Origin of the sequence: Georgenia sp. Z1344 (assembly GCF_049856295.1) — a bacterium.
GTDB lineage: Bacteria > Actinomycetota > Actinomycetes > Actinomycetales > Actinomycetaceae > JB111.
The window spans coordinates 114,898-130,855 of record NZ_JBNDMZ010000004.1; the positions used below are offsets into that span (position 1 = coordinate 114,898).

Below are 15,958 nucleotides of genomic sequence, written 5' to 3' on the forward strand. Positions count from 1 at the left end.
GGAACCCCTCCCATCGAGATTGCGGTTGAGCCCCCTCCCATCGAGATTGCGGTTGGGAACCCGTGACCGGTCGAGTGTGCGGCTCAGGCGCCCACCCCATCACTTGCCGGGAGTGCGGTTCTGGTGCGCGCCCTCCGAGAGAACGGCTCGGGCGCGCGCGGGCGCGGACCGGCGATTACCGTGGCCGTGTGTCCGCCCCCCGCATGCTGCGCCGCGCCCTCGGCAAGGCTCTCCTCGCCGCCGTCCGCTACCGACTCGTCGCACCCGACGTCCGGGAGCCACGCGCGATCTTCATCGGCGCCCCGCACACCGCCCGCCTCGACTTCGTGCTCATGCTCGGCATCGCCTGGTCCCGCGACCTCACGCCCAAGGTGCTGATGAAGAGGGAGTACTTCGACGGCATCGCGGGCCCGTTCTTCCGGGCGCTCGGCGGTATCGCGGTCGACCGCGGGAACCCGGATGGACTCGTGGCCGACCTCGTCGCCCGGGCGGAGCGCGGCGAGCGGTTCCACCTCGTCATCACCCCGGAGGGCACGCGCGGGCGCCGCGAGCACTGGAAGTCCGGCTTCTACAGGATCGCGCTGGCCGCCGACCTGCCCGTGGTGCTCGGCTTCCTCGACTCGGTCACGCGCACCACGGGTCTCGGCCCCACGATCCGCCTCACCGGCGACGTCCGCGCGGACATGGACCGATTCCGGGCCTTCTACGCCGACAAGGTGGGCGTCCACCCCGAGCTCGGCACCCCGCCGTCGCTGGCCGACGAGGAGACGGCGACCTACGCGGACCCCGCGACGGCTCCGGCAGGCTGACGCACCCTGCGGTCCTGCGCCCGCCCGTCGGCGCGGGCCAACCGGCACGGACGACGGCACGGGCGCGGCGCCTTCTCGGGCGCCGCGCCCGCCGCACGGCCACCGGGCGCCCCACCGACGCTCGCCGCACGGCCACCGGGCGCCCCACCGACGCTCGCCGGCCCGCCTTCTCAGTGCTGGTGCATCGGCGCAGGCGCAGGCAGCCCGGCCTCCTCGCGCACCCGCGCCGCGTAGTCGTCGAGGAAGCGGAGGGCGTCGACGAGCGTCGTCGTCGTGATCTCGACGTCCATGTTGTGGATCGTCTCCCCCTCGGCGGTGGCAGCCTCGGCGACGGTCCGCAGCGAGTCGAGGTCGTCGACGTCGATCCCGGCCTCGACCAGCGTGTTCGGCAGGCCGACGCGCGTGGTGAACCGGATGTGCTCGTCGAGCTCCTCGGTGGGCGCCGACTCGAGGACGAGCTGCGTGGTGGTCCCGACGTTGACCTTCTCGCCGTGCGTGAGGTGGTGCGTCTGCGGCACGGCCGTCAGCCCGTCGTGGATCGCGTGCGCGGCCGCCAGCCCGCTCGACTCGAAGCCGAGCCCGGACAGGAGCGTGTTGGCCTCGACGACCCGGTCGACCGCCGGCGTGACGACGTTCCGCCCCACGGCGGCGATCGCCGGCAGCGCGTCCTCGTGGAGGATGTCCCAGCTCAGCCGGGCGAGCGCCTTCGCGGACATCGTCGCCTGACCGCCGGCCATCGTGGACTTCTTCGCGCGGGCGACGGCCCGTGCCTCCGGCCAGGTGGCGAGCGCGTCGCCGATCCCGGCCACGAGCAGCCGCGCCGGGGCGTTCGCCACGAGCTGCGTGTCGACGAGCACGAGGTCGGGGTTGCGCGGGAAGAACCGGTACTCCTCCATCGCCCCCTCCTCCGTGTAGACCACGGACAGGGCCGAGCACGGGGCGTCCGTCGACGCGATCGTCGGGACCGAGGCCCAGCGGATCCCGGCGAGGTGACCGGCCGCCTTGACGGCGTCGATCGTCGACCCGCCGCCCACGCCCGCCATGACGTCCGCGCCGAGCTCCTTCGCGCTCGCCGCGAGCGAGTCGATCGAGCGCGCCGTCGCGTAGCCCTCGAACGGCACGCGGTGCACCGGCAGGCCCTTCGCCTCGAGCGAGGCGGTGACGGTCTCGCGGACGATTCCCCACACGACGTCGTCCGCCACGATCATCGGCACCTCGCCGAGCCGCGCGAGCTCCTCCCCGATCGAGGCCATGGCGCCGCGGCCCTGCGTGTAGCGGGACGGGGCGATGAGAGACATGAGCGACTGGGCGGACATCCGGGTCTCCTTCGTGAGCCGTTGAATGGTTCACGAACCACGCTAGGAGCCGCGCCGGTCGGAGTCCCGGGCCGGAGGTCCCGGCACGGAGATCACGGCACGGAGATCACGAACCCCTTCCAGCCCGACGACGAACACCGACATCCCCGTCGTCGCCCGCCACCGTGCCCGCTACGTCCTGGTGAGCGCGCGCACGAGCAGGTCGATGTCCGCCGGGCCGAACAGCTCCTCGACCTCTGCTCCGTCGCCGCGGAAGGCGGCCGCCGCCATGATCGACCCGACGACGACGAGCGCCGCCCGGTCCGCGTCCACGGCCGGCTCGTCCCCGCGGTCGTGCGCCCGCGCCAGGATCGCCGCCAGTGCGTCGCGGGTCGGGCGGTAGACGATCCCCCGGACGACGCCCGCCAGCTCGGCGTCGTGGGCGGACTCGGCGATCAGCGACAGGAGCGCCGTGACGACCCGGCCCGAGAGGACCTCGTTCTTGTGCTCGAGCATCGCGCGCAGGTCCCCGGCGGTCGACCCGGTGTCGACGTCCTTCTCCTCGTTGCCCACCGCCGACGCGGCGGCCAGCACGAGGTCCCGCCTGGTCGGCCAGCGCCGGTAGAGCGTCGCCGTCGAGACGCCGGCCCGCCGCGCGACGACCGCCGTCGTCATGGCCGCGTACCCGGACTCGGCGATGACGTCGATGACGGCCTCGAGGATGCGCGGGCCGAGGCTCGGGTCCACGGGGCGGCCCTGACGCGTGCGGTCTCCGGCGCGGGGGAGGTCCATGCGGCCACTCTATCCGAGCGATACGAAACTATTTCGTTTCGCTTTGTGGTACGGTTCTCCCGACCACCTCGACCCCGGAGGCACCCCATGCGCACGATCGTCCTCACCGGCGCCAGCGACGGCATCGGCGCGGCCGCCGCGGAACGGCTCGCCGGAGACTCGGTGCGGCTCGTCGTCGTCGGCCGCTCCCCCGAGAAGACCCGCTCCGTGGCCGGGCGCGTGGGCGCCGAGCACCACGTCGCCGACTTCACCCGCCTCGACGAGGTGCGCGACCTGGCCGCCGAGCTCGACGGCACGCTCGACCGGATCGACGTCCTCGCCAACAACGCGGGCGGGTTCTTCGCCGGCCCCGTCCGCACCGAGGACGGCTTCGAGAAGACGTTCCAGGTCAACCACCTCGCCCCGTACCTGCTGACGAACCTGCTGCGGGAGAAGCTCGTCGCGAGCGGTGCGAGCGTGGTGGCGACCGCCAGCGTCGCGAACATCGTCTACGCCCGGCTCGACCTCGACGACATCGAGAGCCTCTCGGACTTCCGCCCGGATCGCGCATACGGGAACGCGAAGCTCGCCAACATCCTGTTCACGCGCGGGCTGCACGCCGCCCTCCACCGTCACGGGGTCTCGTCGGTCGCGTTCCACCCGGGCGTGGTCGCGACGAGCTTCGGCGGCGAGACGAGCGGCCTCCTGCGCCGGATGTACCACGGCGCACTCCGTCCGCTCCTCACCCGGCCCGCGCGTGGAGGGGCGACCCTCGCGCACTTCGTCGACGGCACGCCCGGCACCACGTGGGAGTCGGGCCGCTACTACAACGACCGGCGCCGGCCCGGTCTGCTCAACCGCGCGGCGAAGGACCCCGCGACCGTCCGGCAGCACTGGGAGATGTCCGCGCAGATGCTCGGCGTCGACTGGTCGCTCGACACGGTCGATTCCCCCGACGACGGCGCCGCACCCGCGTAGGCCGAGCACCCCGCGCAGTCGAGGGCACGCGGCCAGGGCGGGCGGGCGCGCGCAGGTGGCCGCCCACCCGCGCGCGACTCGGCCGGGTCCACGACCCGACGTCGACCTACGTCAGGCGATAGCGCGCCACCAGCAGCGAGTCCGACCGCAGCAGCGAGACCAGCTCCGCCTCGCGCACCGCCTCGGCCGCGCCGAGCACCATCCGGCGCCCGGTGCCGCCCGCGACGACCGGCGAGTAGCTGACGAGCATCTCGTCGAGCGCGTCCTCGGCCACGAGGGCGCCCAGGAGCGTCGGACCGCCCTCGGTGAGGATCCGCGCGTGCCCGCGCTCGCGCAGGGCGTCGACGGCGGCCCGCCCGCTCACCCCGCCGCCCTCCCCGGGCGGCAGCAGCACGACCTCGGCGACCTCCTCGAGCGCCGCCACGCGCTCCCGCGGGGCTCCGGTCACGGTGAGCACGAGCGGACGCTCGGGGGCGTCGCGAAACATCGGGGAGGACTCGTCGAGGTCGAGGCTCGCCGAGACGGCGGCGAGCCGCGGGTGGTCGCTCTGGCCGGCGGCGCGGCGGCGGGCGACCCCGGTCTCGTCGGTGCGCACCGGCCCGTAGCCCTCGGCGCGCAGCGTCCCGGCGCCGACGAGCAGGACGTCGGCCGCGCTCCTGGCCAGGTGGAGGTGCGCCTGGTCGACCGGGTCCGAGAGGCCGCCCGCGCGGCCGTCCATCGTCAGCGACCCGTCGATCGAGGTGACCATGTTCGACCGCACCCCGGGCTCGAGGTAGGTCGCCGCGAGCTCGTCGGCCGTCACCTCACCCGGCTCCGGCCACAGCCGGTCGAACAGGGCACCCGGCACCGCGTCACGCGTCTCGTCCGTCACGCCTCACAGGCTATCCGCGGCGATCGGTGGACGGTCGCGGGAACGGCACTCCCGGCGGGCCGCTACCGTGGCCGCATCGTTCACCCGCGTGGGGAGAAGCCCACCCGTCAGGGAGACACATGTCCGACGCCTTCCGCACGACCTTGTCCGACGCCGAACGGCCGCTCGTCCTCGCCGTCGACGTCGGCTCCACGGCTACCCGCGGAGGGCTGTACGACGCGGCGGGCCGACCCCTGCGCGACTCCCGGCACAAGGTCTCCCACGCGTTCACCACCGACGTCGACGGCACGTCGGTCTTCGACGCCGACCAGGCCACCGCCGAGGTCTCCGAGGTGATCGAGAAGGTGCTCGACGGCGTCGACGGAGAGGTCGCGGGCGTCTCGCTCGACGCCTTCGCCGCCTCGCTCGTCGGCGTCGACGCGTCGGGGGCCGCGGTCACGCCCTGCTACACCTACGCCGACTCACGCAGCGGGCCACAGGTCGCCGCGCTGCGCACCAAGCTGGGCGAGTCCGAGCTCCAGCAGCGCACGGGCACCCGCCTGCACACGAGCTACCTCGCGCCCCGGCTGCGGTGGCTGCGCGAGACCAAGCCGGACCTCTTCGCGAGCGTCGACCGGTGGATGTCGCTGCAGGAGTACGTCCACCTGCGGCTCCTCGGCGTCGCCGTCGCAAGCACGCCCACCGCCTCCTGGACCGGCCTGCTCAACCGCCGCACGGGCGAGTGGGACACGCAGCTGCTGCGGCTGTCCGGGATCCGGCGCGCCCAGCTCTCGCCGGTCCAGGACCCCGGCGTGCCGATCGTCCTCGAGCCCAAGGCCGCTCGCGCGATCGCGAAGAGGTGGCCCGCCCTCGCCGACGCGCAGTGGTTCCCCGGGATCCCCGACGGTCTCGGGTCGAGCCTCGGCGCCGGCGGCACGGGCAGCTCGACCGCCGTCCTCGCGGCATCGACGACCGGCGCGATGCGCCTGCTCGTCGAGACGATCCCCGCCACCCTGCCGCCCGGCCTGTGGGGCTACCGGGTCGACGACGGGCACTCGCTCCTCGGCGGCGCCCTCACCGACGTCGGCAGCGCCGTGACCTGGCTCCGGGAGAACATCCGGATCGACGGCGACCTCGACGCCGTCCTCGAACCCGAGCCGCTGTCCTCCACGCCGCTCGTCCTGCCGTTCCTGTCCGGCGAGCGCTCGACGGGGTGGTCGGCCGGGGCGCTCGGCACCGTCCTCGGCATCTCGGCGGCCCACACGCCCACGGACCTGGCCCGCGGACTCCTCGAGGGCGTGGCGCTCAGCTTCGCGCGCCTCGCCAAGCAGCTGCGCGGGGTCGCCGGCATGCCTTCGGAGATCCGGGTGAGCGGCGGACTGATCGGCGCGATCCCGGGCTTCGCCCAGCTCCTCGCGGACGTCCTCGGCGCCCCGGTGACGCCCGTGACCTACAAGCGCACGACGATGCGGGGCTCCGCCCTTCTCGCGCTGCGGGTGCTCGCGCCGGACGTCACGCCGGCCGTGGGGCCGCTCGGGGAGCGGTGCGAGCCGGTCCCGGCCCGCACCGCGCACTACGCGCGTCGGCTCGCCCAGCTCGAGGACGCCTACGCGGCGGTCACGCCGCTCTGACGGCCGCCCGCCGGGGAGGCCGACGGGCCGCGGAACTACCGCTGCGAGCCCCAGCCCGGAGGGAGTCCCTGGCCGGGCTCGCCGGCCCACCCGGGCTGCTCGCCCGGTCGCCCCTGGGGAGCGCCTTGCGGCGGTCCCGGCTGCCACTGACCGGGCTGGCCCTGCTGACCGTGCGGCTGTCCCTGCGGCGGGCCGGGCTGCCACTGGCCGGGCTGACCGGCCGGCTGCCCCTGGGGCTGCCCCTGCGGCGGCCCGGGCTGCCACTGACCAGGCTGGCCGGCCGGCTGGCCTTGCGGCGCGCCCTGCGGCTGACCGTTGCCCTGCGGCTGCCCGTGCCCCTGCGGCGCCTGACCGCCCCCGGCGCGCTGCGCCCGGCCGTTGATCTCCTGCTCCATCGCCTGCCAGGTCGGCAGGTCCCGCTTGCCGATGGAGAACTCCCAGTGGTTGCCGTCGCGCATCGTCACGTGGACGGCGTAGTACGCCATGCCGACCTTCTCGTGCCAGAAGCGGTCGAGCGCCGAGTAGTCGAAGCTGGCGAACACCCGCTCGGGGATCCACTTGCCGAACCCGGCACGGGTGTCGATGCAGATGGCCGCGGTCGGCGTCATCGCCCACACGACCGGGCCCTCGGGCGGGAACGGCATCCCCAGCACGTGACCGCCGGGGCGGACCTCGGTCTTGACGATGGCGTCCGCGACCAGACCGCCGATCGAGAACTTCTTCGGCCCCTTGTCCATGCTCTGCGCCACCCAGTTCTGGCCGTCCCTGGGGAGCATGAGCACGGCGTCCTCGGGGGCGCACCCGAGCACCTCCGTCACCTTCGCGGCGAGCTTCGGGTTGGCCATGGGATCTCCTCGTGTCGGCGCTGCAGGATCGACTCTGCTGTGACGGTCGGGGACTCCCCGGCCAGGGAGAACCTAGCGCGATCCAGGATTCGCAGATGATTGTGCGGCCATTCCCAGGGTCCATCCAGGTTCGACCGGTGAAGTCATACCCATGAACAGCTTCCCGGAGGACACCGACCCGAACTGGCGAGTCCAGGGTGCGTGCACCGACCTCCCCACGGACGACTTCTTCCCCGAGGGGCAGGGCAAGGCCGTGGACGCACAGGTGGCCCGGGCCAAGGCGGTCTGCGCGAGCTGCCCGGTCGCGGAGATGTGCCTCGAGTTCTCGCTCCGGACGAATCAGCCCTTCGGCATCTTCGGCGGCACCACGCCGTCGGAGCGTCGGGCGATCCGGAAGGAGCGTCGCATCGTCGCTGCGTAGGCGGGTGGGCCGCCTCGCAGGGGACGGGGGATGAGGGCCATGGGGACGCCTGGTACACGGACCCGTGGTTCTCGCACAGAAGGAGATCCACCACCCCGGGGGGAGTGGTGAGGTCACCGGGGCCGGTGGCGGTCGTCAGACCGCCGCCGGCCCTTCGTGCGTCTACCGGGCGTCGGCCCTTCGCATCGCCGGCTTCAAGGCCCTTGACGTGTAGGTTTATTCCTACCTATTCTCTCGGCATGGCTATCACCACCGTGAGGACCGTGACCGTGTTCGTCGCTGACCAGGACCGCGCCCGCGACTTCTACGTCGACGCGCTCGGGCTCGAGGTCACGACAGACCAGACCTTCGGCGAGAACCGCTGGCTCGAGGTCGGCGCACCGAGCGGCACCACGCTCGTGCTGCACACGCCGTTCCCCGGCATGAGCGCCGGCGGCGGGCAGGGCGTCCTGTTCGCCAGCTCGGACCTGGACGCCGACGTCGCACGCCTGCAGGAGACCGGTGTGGTCGTCGACGGCCCGAACGAGATGCCGTGGGGCCGACAGGCCACCTTCTCGGACCCTGACGGCAACGGCTACATCCTGCAGGGCTGAGGTCGCCGGATTGCCTCGACGTCTCAAGAGCGGTCCGCTGGACGAGGTGTTCGGCGCGCTCGCCAACCCCACGCGTCGCGACATCCTCGACGCGCTCCTCGGCGGTGAGCGCACCGCCGGGGAGCTCGCCGGGAAGTTCGACATGGCCCGTCCCAGCGTCTCCGAGCACCTCCGCGCGTTGCGCGAGTCCGGACTCGTGGAGGAGCGGCAGGAGGGCCGTCACCGCTTCTATCGCGTCACGGGCGAGCCGATGGCCGAGCTGATCGACTGGCTCACTCCCTACGAGCGCTTCTGGCGCGACCGGATGACCGCGCTCGGCGGTGTCCTCGACGAGATGGACGACGATGACACATGACGACCTGACCCGGATCGAGGTCGACCAGTACTTCCCACACCCGCCGTCGAAGGTCTGGCGTGCCCTGACGACGCCGGAGCTGATGGCGCAGTGGCTGATGCCCAACGACTTCGCACCCGTCGCGGGTCACCGGTTCACCTTCTGGGCACGCCCGATCGCACAGACCGGATTCTCCGGACGAATCGCATGCCGGGTGCTCGACCTGCGACCACAGAAGATGCTGCGGATCAGCTGGGCCGACGCCGAACAGCCCGAATGGATGGCGACCACCGTCACCTGGATGCTGCAGCCCGAGGGGAAGGGCACCCGCCTGTTCCTCGAGCACGCCGGCTTCGACCTCGACGACCCCACCCAGCAGCTCGCGCGGAAGTTCATGAACGGCGGCTGGCGCAGCCACGTCCTGCGCCGACTGAGCGAACTGCTCCAGCACCTCCACTGATCCGCTCGACCCATCTGTCCTGCCTGCCCTCCGGGAGGGGCAGGACCGAATCCACCACCTGTGGCCGGCACCCGCCGGCGGCAACTCGACGAAAGGTCACGTCATGGCGCGCACGATCGCGGAGAAGCTTCAGATCAAGCCCGGCACCGAGCTGCTGCTCGGCCCCGCCACGCCCGACCAGCGAGCACTGCTCGACCCCCTTCCTGACGACGTCACCGTCGTCGACGGGATCGACCGCGACACCACCGGTGCCGCGGTGATGTTCGCCCACAGCCGCGACGAGCTGGACACGCTGCTCGACGACGTCTTCCCGCTGCTGTCGACGCCGAAGGCCGTCTGGATCGGCTACCCCAAGGGCAACAAGGCCGACATCAACCGCGACAGCATCTGGAAGCGCGCCGAGGAGTCAGGCTGGACGCTCAACGGCAACATCTCGCTCTCCGACACCTGGTCGTCGGTCCGTCTCAAGCCCGCGAGCTGACCGCGGGTACGCGACCGTCACCAGGACGCCAGGACGCCAGGACGCCAGGACGGTGCGGGGGACGGTCGGCCGGGCCGGACAGCACGCCGCCGTCGGCGCCCGGCCGGGCGCCGTCGGGTACGCGTCACTACGTCCCTGACGCACGTTCCACTCCGGCCGCCGGGCTACTCCCCACCCAGCCGGGCGCCGTCGGGCACGTGGTCCCCGACCTCGTCGGCGCGCACGACGACCTCGCCGGTGACGACCACGTCCCCACCGAAGGTCACGTCCCCCTCGACGGCGAACGACCGGGCCCCGCGCAGCGACGGCGGGCCGGCCGGGAACCGCGACTCGAGGGCGTCGACCAGCTTGTAGACGTCGCGGTCGAGGTCCACCGACGGGACCGGGTCGACCTGCGCGACGAGCCGGAAGTCGTCGTCGAGCTCGTAGGCGTCCGACCGCACGAGCAGGAGGTCGTCCGTGGTCTTGACCGGCGAGAACCGGTCGCGCCCCACCTCGAGCGCCACGGCCCCCTCGAACAGCTCGATCGCCGCTCCCATCGCCGTCTCGACCTGGACGACCGACGTGGACCCCTTGTCGGACGGGTCGACCGTCTTGACGTTGCGGATGAGCGGCAGCCCCAGTGCGCCGTCGTGCTCGGCGAGCGCCGCGTCGAGGGCCTCGAGGTCGAACCACAGCGAGTTCGTGTTGAAGTACCGGTGCCGCTCGACGTCCTGGAACGCGCCCAGGTCCTCCTCGGCCGTCTGCGCGACCTCGCGCAGCACGAGCTGCTCGTCCTCCGTACGGACCGCGAGGTGCCCGCCCTTGCGGTCGGCCCGGGTACGGCGGCACACCTCCATGGCGAAGGGCGCCCCGCTCGCGGCGAACCATCCGGCGAGCCGGCCGTCCGGCGTCGCCCCGAGGTTGTCGATGTTGGACACCGAGAGGTAGCGGTACCCGGCGTCGAGCAGCGTGCGCGGCAGGCCGGTGTCGTACAGGACCGTGTAGAGGTCGCCGTGCCCCGGCGGCGCCCACTCGAGCTCGGGGTCGTCCGGCCAGTCCACGGGCGTGAGGTCGTCGGCGCGCAGGCGCGGGACCCGGTTCTGCACGACGTCGGTCGGCGCCCCGTCGACCGCGAGGTCCGGGTGGGCGGCGAGCGCCTCCCGCGTGGGGCCCTGGGTGCGGAACGACTGCATGAGGACGAGCGGGAGCGTCGCCCCGGAGGACTCCCTCGCGCTGCGGACCTGGTCGATGACGATGTCGAGGAACGTCCGCCCGTCGCGCACGGTGAGGAGCGACTTCGGGCCCGACATGCCCATCGACGTCCCCAGGCCGCCGTTGAGCCGCAGGAGCGCGGTGGCGCGCAGCGCGGCGTCGGCGGCCGCCTCGTCCACCTCGACGTCGGCGAGCCGCGTGACGTCGTCGAGCGGGTGGAGCGTGGACTCGGGCAGCGTGCCGGACGCGCCGCGGGCCAGCTGGTCGTACTGGGCGGCGAAGACCCGGCGGGCCGTCTCGGAGGTGTCGGCGTCGGCCATCCGGCGGAGCGCCTCGTCGAGGCCGGCGGCGCGTCCGTCGTCGGAGCCGTGGTCCTGTCCGTCGTGACGTCCGGCGCCGGGGCCGTGGTGGTGACCTGCGTCAGTCATCCCCGCACGCTACCGCCGCTCCCTCGGCCTGGCAGGATGTGCCTCGCCCGCCGAGCACCGCGGCGGTGCACCGGGCACCCGTGGAGGATCGATGAGCACGAGCGACATGGCCGACCACCGGAGGTCATTCCCGATCGGGCTGGTGGTCCTCGGCGTCGCCGCGGTCACCGTCATCGCGATGGCCGGCGTCCAGACGATCAGCTCGATCATCGCGCCCGCGTTCTTCGGCCTGACCATGGTCGTCACCGCTCGGCCGCTCATCGTCTGGCTGCGGAAGTACCTCCACCTGCCCGGCTGGCTCGCGACCCTGCTCATGCTGCTCGCGGTCTACCTCATCCTGCTCGGCATCATCGGCGGGATCGCGTACGGCGTGGCGGAGACGGGCACGCTGCTCGCCCGCGAGGAGTACCGCGAGACGTACCAGCAGATGTACACGGACTCGCTCGCCTGGCTGTCGAGCCTCGGGGTCGACGTCTCGAACTTCGAGCAGTACCTCTCGGGCATCGACTTCAACCAGATCCTCAGCGTGGTCAGCGGCGCGGCGAACATGCTCACCTCGGGCACGTCGCAGGCCGTGCTGTTCGTCGTCATCACCGCGTTCATGGGCTTCGACACCATCAACGTGCGCGGCCGCACCGAGTCCCTCCGCGAGGCCGCGCCCTACCTCACCGACGCTCTGACCGGCTTCACCACGCAGGTCCGCAAGTACTGGATCGTCTCCACGGTCTTCGGCGCCATCGTCGCGATCGGCGACGGCATCGCCCTCACCGTCATGGACGTCCCGCTGGCGTGGACGTTCGCGCTGTTCGCGTTCGTCACGAACTACATCCCCAACATCGGCTTCTTCATCGGCCTCATCCCGCCGGCGCTGGTCGGGCTGCTCGACGGCGGCGTCAGCACGATGATCTGGATCATCGTCGTCTACACGGTCATCAACAACGGCTTCCAGACGTTCATCCAGCCCAAGGTCACCGGCGACGCCGTGGGCCTCAACTCCACCGTCACGTTCGTGTCGCTGGTCTTCTGGACCTCGATCGTCGGGCCGCTCGGCTCGATCCTCGCCGTCCCGCTCACCCTGTTCGCCAAGGCCGTCCTCATCGACTCCGACCCGCGCACGAAGGTCTTCGCCGTGTTCCTACAGTCGGGCGACAAGAAGGTCACCGGCACCCAGGCCGAGCTCGACGCCGCCGACCGCATGCGCGCCGAACGCCGGGGCCGCAACGCGCGGCGGGAACCGAGCGGCGAGGACGGCGCCGAGGATCTCGCCGGCAGCCGTCACAAGTCGGGCGAGATCACGGTCGGCGAGCTCCGACGGGCACGCGCCGGGTCCGGTGGGTCCCACCCCATCGCCCCGACGACGCAGCGCACCTCCGTGGACGGCGCCGGGACCGCGGGAGCCACCGGGTCGGCCGCGTCGCGCGGCACGCACCCGGGGACGCACCCCTCCGACGACGCCGGACGGGCCGGCCATGCGGGTGACGCGGGGCGCGGGGGCCGTTCAGGCGGCGCCGGGACGGCGGGCGACACCCGACCGGTCCGCGTCCAGCCCCGACGGGAGGGCGACGCGGCGGGCGGCGCGACCGTCGACGACCGGGCTGCCGCCGGAGCCGGTCCGGGCGCGGAGGAGCCGGCCGGCACCGGCAGGAGCGACGCCCGCGGGCCGAGGTGGACCGACGCGCAACGTCGCGACGCTCGCGGACCCGGCGGCACCGAGCCGGGGAACGACGCCCCGGACGCTCCCGACGACGACGCGCAGCAGTAGCCGCCCCGCCGTCGGAGGCGTCCGATCGGTGGTCCCGGGTCGCCCCGACGGCGCTCGGCCGTTAGAACAGAGGCATGACACCTGCTGACGACCACCACGTCACTCTGGCCTCGGGCGTGACCATCCCGCAGGTCGGGTTCGGCACGTTCCAGATCCCGCCGGAGGAGACCCAGGCCGCCGTCGAGCACGCGCTCGGCTACGGCTACCGGCACATCGACACCGCCGCCGCCTACAACAACGAGGCCGGCGTCGGCGCCGCCCTGCGCGGGTCCGGCCTCGCCCGCGACGACATCTTCGTCACCACCAAGCTCCGCAACGGCGAGCAGGGGCACGACGCCGCCCTGCGCGCCTTCGACGACAGCCGTCAGCGCCTCGGCGTCGACGTCGTCGACCTCTACCTCGTCCACTGGCCGGTCCCGAGCAAGGACCTCTACGTCGAGACCTGGCGCGCGCTCGCCGAGATCAAGGAGAGCGGCGCCGTCCGCGCGATCGGCGTGTCGAACTTCCTCCCCGAGCACCTCCAGCGCCTCGCGGACGAGACGGGCGTCCTGCCCGACGTCAACCAGATCGAGGTCCACCCGACCTTCCAGCAGCGCGCCACGCTCGAGGCCACCCGCACCGCCGGCATCGCCGTCGAGGCCTACTCGCCGCTCGGTCAGGGTGCCGACCTGCAGTCCGAGGAGGTCGCCGAGCTCGCGGACGCCCACGGCGTGACGCCGGGCCAGATCGTGCTGCGCTGGCACGTCCAGCACGGCCACATCGTCATCCCCAAGTCGGTCAACCCGGCGCGCATCGAGGCCAACCTCGACCTCTTCCGGTTCGAGCTGACGGCGGACGAGATGGCCGTCCTCGACGCCATGGACTCCGAGGACCGCGTCGGCGGCGACCCCGCCGTCTTCGACCGCTCGCAGATCCGGGCCTGACACAACCGGTCCCGTCCCACGACCGATCGGGGGCGCTGCCTGCGGGCGGCGCCCCCGTCGTCGTACCGGGGGTCGGCCCACGGCGTCGTTCGTCGTCGTGCGGGGTGGTTGTCGTCGCGCGGATGGTCGTCGTCCCGGATGGTGGCCCTCGCGGCGCCGGCGATGACGGCCCGCCCGGCCCGGCGTATCGTTCCCTGCCACACGCGACGCCGCCCGGCGCCCGCCCGACCAGCTCCCGAAGGAAGTCCTCAGTGACCGTCCCCCTCGCCTACGTCATCGCCGGCTCCGAGGCGACCGGCGGCGCCGGCATCCAGGCCGACCTCAAGACGTTCCAGCAGCTCGGCGTCTACGGCGTCGGCACGCTGACCTGCATCGTCAGCTTCGACCCGACGAACGGCTGGGGCCACCGGTTCGTCCCTGTCGACCCCCAGGTCATCGCCGACCAGATCGAGGCCGCCACCGCGACCCACCCGCTGCGCACCGTGAAGATCGGCATGCTCGGCACCCCGGCCACGATCGACACCGTCGCCGCTGGGCTCGGCTCGCAGGAGTGGGAGAACGTCGTCGTCGACCCGGTGCTCATCTGCAAGGGGCAGGAGCCCGGCGCCGCGCTCGACACCGACAACGCGCTGCGCGAGCAGATCCTGCCGTTCGCCACGGTCATCACCCCGAACGTCTTCGAGTCGACGATCCTGTCCGGCGCGGACTCGATCGGCACCGTGGACGAGCTCGTCGAGGCGGCCAAGGTCATCGGCGCGCACGGCCCGCAGTACGTCTACGCCAAGGGCGGGGCCGAGCTGCCCGGCGACGAGGCCGTCGACGTCCTGTGGGACGGCACCGACATCCACGTCTTCGCCGAGCCCAAGATCGGGGAGCACCGCGTCTCCGGCGCCGGCTGCACCGTCGCCGCGGCGATCACGGCCGAGCTCGCCAAGGGCACCGAGATCCACGACGCCGTGCGGGTCGCCAAGGACATGGTCACCACGGGCATCCGGGCCCGCGTCTCGGCGGCCACCCCGTTCGACACGGTGTGGCAGGGCGCCTACACGCGCTGACCGGTGGGCGGTGGCTGGCGGCAGGTGGCAGGTGACTACCCGCCGGTAGCCACGGCGGCGCGGTCAGGCGCTACCCGTTCCGCTCTAGGTCGGCGGGCCTCACGCGCGTCAGCGCGGGGACCGCGTCGAAGTCAGTGTCGCTGCTCAGCAGCGTCGGCAGTCCGTGGAGCAGAGCGGTCGCTGCATGGACGGCGTCGCGGCCCCGCACGGAGGTCGTCGCGACGAGCTCGAGCGCCCGCTCGAGGACGGTGGTGTCGAACGGGTGCAGGACGCACAGGTCCCTGACCGCACGCACCTGCCGAAGGGCGGCGTCGCGATCGACGCGACGCATCCGGTGGTGGAGGAGTTCCTGGAGCATCTCGACGCTGGCATGCAGCTCGAGCTCACCGGCGGTCGCGAGCTCGACGACGCGCCGGGACGGGGCACGCTCGGCGTGCTCCCCGCCGAGGGCGTACGCGAAGATCGATGTGTCGACGTAGCAGCGCTGCACCGTCATGGCAGCTTCGAGTCGAGGTCGTGCTCGAGGGCGGCCTTCGACCCGGCCCAGTCAGGCTCGGTCGCGGCCTCGTCGGAGTACTCCGCCATCAGTCGCCGTCCGGCGTCCGCACGAGCGTCGTACGCACCCCGCAGCCGGAGGTCGATCGCGTCACGCACGATCGAGGCCACGCTGCGCCCAGACTCACGCGCCTCGCGCTCGAGCCGCTCGTGCCGCTCGGCATCGAGCAGGACCTGCAGCCGCCGCTCCAGCTGGGACATGCTCATACATTAGCAGGTGCAGGTCGTTGGACAACGGGAGCGCGACGGGTGCCGGGGTGAAGGGGACCAGGACGGGGGCCCGGGCCACCCCGGCCCGGACCCCCGTCGATGCGCCTCGCGGTCAGCGGCGGTCGCCGCGCCTCGACGACCAGGCGATGGCCATCCACATCAGCGCGATGAGCGGGGCACCGATCCACAGGTAGTAGGGCTGGGCGCCGGTGTCCCCGACCCAGATCCAGCCGATCCCCCACGCCATCGTGAGGACGACCGCGACCATCGAGATCATCCGTGTCGTGTCCTGCGGCCGGTCGGCCGCCGTGCTGCTCGGTTCCGTCGTCATGAGCTCGCTCCAGTTCTCGGTACGGGAAGGTG

Annotated in this window: 19 protein-coding genes; 11 read left to right on the forward strand and 8 right to left on the reverse strand. The window is 72.7% G+C overall.

Annotated features, from left to right (window positions below; all coding sequences use genetic code 11):
• Positions 1–188 precede the first annotated feature (188 nt).
• Positions 189–809, forward strand: a complete 621-nt coding sequence (locus ACPYO6_RS05470; RefSeq protein WP_425713886.1) for a 1-acyl-sn-glycerol-3-phosphate acyltransferase — start codon at positions 189–191, stop codon at positions 807–809.
• Positions 810–979: 170 nt separating this feature from the next.
• Here ACPYO6_RS05470 and ACPYO6_RS05475 read toward each other — a convergent pair whose 3' ends face one another.
• Together ACPYO6_RS05475 and ACPYO6_RS05480 are read right to left on the reverse strand one after the other, a co-directional pair.
• Positions 980–2,125, reverse strand: coding sequence for a glycerol dehydrogenase (locus ACPYO6_RS05475; protein ID WP_425713887.1), 1,146 nt, complete (start codon positions 2,123–2,125; stop codon positions 980–982).
• 171 nt (positions 2,126–2,296) lie between these two features.
• Positions 2,297–2,896, reverse strand: coding sequence for a TetR/AcrR family transcriptional regulator (locus ACPYO6_RS05480; RefSeq protein WP_425713888.1), 600 nt, complete (start codon positions 2,894–2,896; stop codon positions 2,297–2,299).
• Between the two features lie 87 nt (positions 2,897–2,983).
• Between ACPYO6_RS05480 and ACPYO6_RS05485 the strand changes: the two genes are divergently transcribed.
• On the forward strand, positions 2,984–3,853 hold the full coding sequence (locus tag ACPYO6_RS05485; RefSeq protein ID WP_425713889.1) for an SDR family NAD(P)-dependent oxidoreductase: 870 nt from the start codon (positions 2,984–2,986) through the stop codon (positions 3,851–3,853).
• 106 nt (positions 3,854–3,959) lie between these two features.
• Here ACPYO6_RS05485 and ACPYO6_RS05490 read toward each other — a convergent pair whose 3' ends face one another.
• Positions 3,960–4,724, reverse strand: a complete 765-nt coding sequence (locus tag ACPYO6_RS05490) for a dihydrofolate reductase family protein (RefSeq protein ID WP_425713890.1) — start codon at positions 4,722–4,724, stop codon at positions 3,960–3,962.
• A 119-nt stretch (positions 4,725–4,843) separates the two neighbouring features.
• Between ACPYO6_RS05490 and ACPYO6_RS05495 the strand changes: the two genes are divergently transcribed.
• Entirely contained in the window at positions 4,844–6,334 is a 1,491-nt protein-coding gene (locus ACPYO6_RS05495) for a gluconokinase (protein ID WP_425713891.1), read from the forward strand.
• Between the two features lie 35 nt (positions 6,335–6,369).
• On the opposite strand, the gene ACPYO6_RS05500 is transcribed toward ACPYO6_RS05495, so the two are convergent.
• Positions 6,370–7,179: a hypothetical protein gene (locus ACPYO6_RS05500; protein ID WP_425713892.1), complete on the reverse strand. Its 810-nt coding sequence runs from the start codon at positions 7,177–7,179 to the stop codon at positions 6,370–6,372.
• 151 nt (positions 7,180–7,330) lie between these two features.
• On the opposite strand from ACPYO6_RS05500, the gene ACPYO6_RS05505 reads away from it, so the two are divergent.
• The 5 genes from ACPYO6_RS05505 to ACPYO6_RS05525 all read left to right on the forward strand — a co-directional run bounded on the left by ACPYO6_RS05505 (position 7,331) and on the right by ACPYO6_RS05525 (position 9,468).
• Positions 7,331–7,600, forward strand: coding sequence for a WhiB family transcriptional regulator (locus ACPYO6_RS05505; RefSeq protein ID WP_425713893.1), 270 nt, complete (start codon positions 7,331–7,333; stop codon positions 7,598–7,600).
• A gap of 239 nt (positions 7,601–7,839) precedes the next feature.
• Positions 7,840–8,193, forward strand: a complete 354-nt coding sequence (locus ACPYO6_RS05510; RefSeq protein ID WP_425713894.1) for a VOC family protein — start codon at positions 7,840–7,842, stop codon at positions 8,191–8,193.
• A gap of 10 nt (positions 8,194–8,203) precedes the next feature.
• A complete protein-coding gene (locus ACPYO6_RS05515; protein WP_425713895.1) occupies positions 8,204–8,548 on the forward strand; it encodes an ArsR/SmtB family transcription factor in 345 nt (114 codons plus the stop codon).
• On the forward strand, positions 8,538–8,987 hold the full coding sequence (locus ACPYO6_RS05520) for an SRPBCC family protein (protein WP_425713896.1): 450 nt from the start codon (positions 8,538–8,540) through the stop codon (positions 8,985–8,987). Before ACPYO6_RS05515 ends, ACPYO6_RS05520 begins: the two co-directional genes overlap by 11 nt.
• Before the next feature lie 103 nt (positions 8,988–9,090).
• On the forward strand, positions 9,091–9,468 hold the full coding sequence (locus ACPYO6_RS05525; protein ID WP_425713897.1) for a DUF3052 family protein: 378 nt from the start codon (positions 9,091–9,093) through the stop codon (positions 9,466–9,468).
• Between the two features lie 164 nt (positions 9,469–9,632).
• On the opposite strand, the gene ACPYO6_RS05530 is transcribed toward ACPYO6_RS05525, so the two are convergent.
• A complete protein-coding gene (locus tag ACPYO6_RS05530) occupies positions 9,633–11,090 on the reverse strand; it encodes a UTP--glucose-1-phosphate uridylyltransferase (RefSeq protein ID WP_425713898.1) in 1,458 nt (485 codons plus the stop codon).
• Between the two features lie 91 nt (positions 11,091–11,181).
• On the opposite strand from ACPYO6_RS05530, the gene ACPYO6_RS05535 reads away from it, so the two are divergent.
• The 3 genes from ACPYO6_RS05535 to thiD all read left to right on the forward strand — a co-directional run bounded on the left by ACPYO6_RS05535 (position 11,182) and on the right by thiD (position 14,830).
• Positions 11,182–12,852, forward strand: coding sequence for an AI-2E family transporter (locus ACPYO6_RS05535; RefSeq protein WP_425713899.1), 1,671 nt, complete (start codon positions 11,182–11,184; stop codon positions 12,850–12,852).
• A gap of 74 nt (positions 12,853–12,926) precedes the next feature.
• On the forward strand, positions 12,927–13,775 hold the full coding sequence (locus ACPYO6_RS05540) for an aldo/keto reductase (RefSeq protein ID WP_425713900.1): 849 nt from the start codon (positions 12,927–12,929) through the stop codon (positions 13,773–13,775).
• Between the two features lie 251 nt (positions 13,776–14,026).
• Complete coding sequence (thiD, locus tag ACPYO6_RS05545; protein WP_425713901.1) at positions 14,027–14,830, forward strand: bifunctional hydroxymethylpyrimidine kinase/phosphomethylpyrimidine kinase; 804 nt, start codon at positions 14,027–14,029, stop codon at positions 14,828–14,830.
• A 70-nt stretch (positions 14,831–14,900) separates the two neighbouring features.
• Here thiD and ACPYO6_RS05550 read toward each other — a convergent pair whose 3' ends face one another.
• The 3 genes from ACPYO6_RS05550 to ACPYO6_RS05560 all read right to left on the reverse strand — a co-directional run bounded on the left by ACPYO6_RS05550 (position 14,901) and on the right by ACPYO6_RS05560 (position 15,926).
• Positions 14,901–15,326 (reverse strand): type II toxin-antitoxin system VapC family toxin, encoded by a 426-nt coding sequence (locus tag ACPYO6_RS05550; RefSeq protein WP_425713902.1) that lies wholly within the window; start codon positions 15,324–15,326, stop codon positions 14,901–14,903.
• Complete coding sequence (locus ACPYO6_RS05555) at positions 15,323–15,586, reverse strand: hypothetical protein (protein WP_425713903.1); 264 nt, start codon at positions 15,584–15,586, stop codon at positions 15,323–15,325. Before ACPYO6_RS05555 ends, ACPYO6_RS05550 begins: the two co-directional genes overlap by 4 nt.
• Before the next feature lie 121 nt (positions 15,587–15,707).
• Positions 15,708–15,926 (reverse strand): hypothetical protein, encoded by a 219-nt coding sequence (locus tag ACPYO6_RS05560; protein ID WP_425713904.1) that lies wholly within the window; start codon positions 15,924–15,926, stop codon positions 15,708–15,710.
• Between the last annotated feature and the right edge of the window lie 32 nt (positions 15,927–15,958).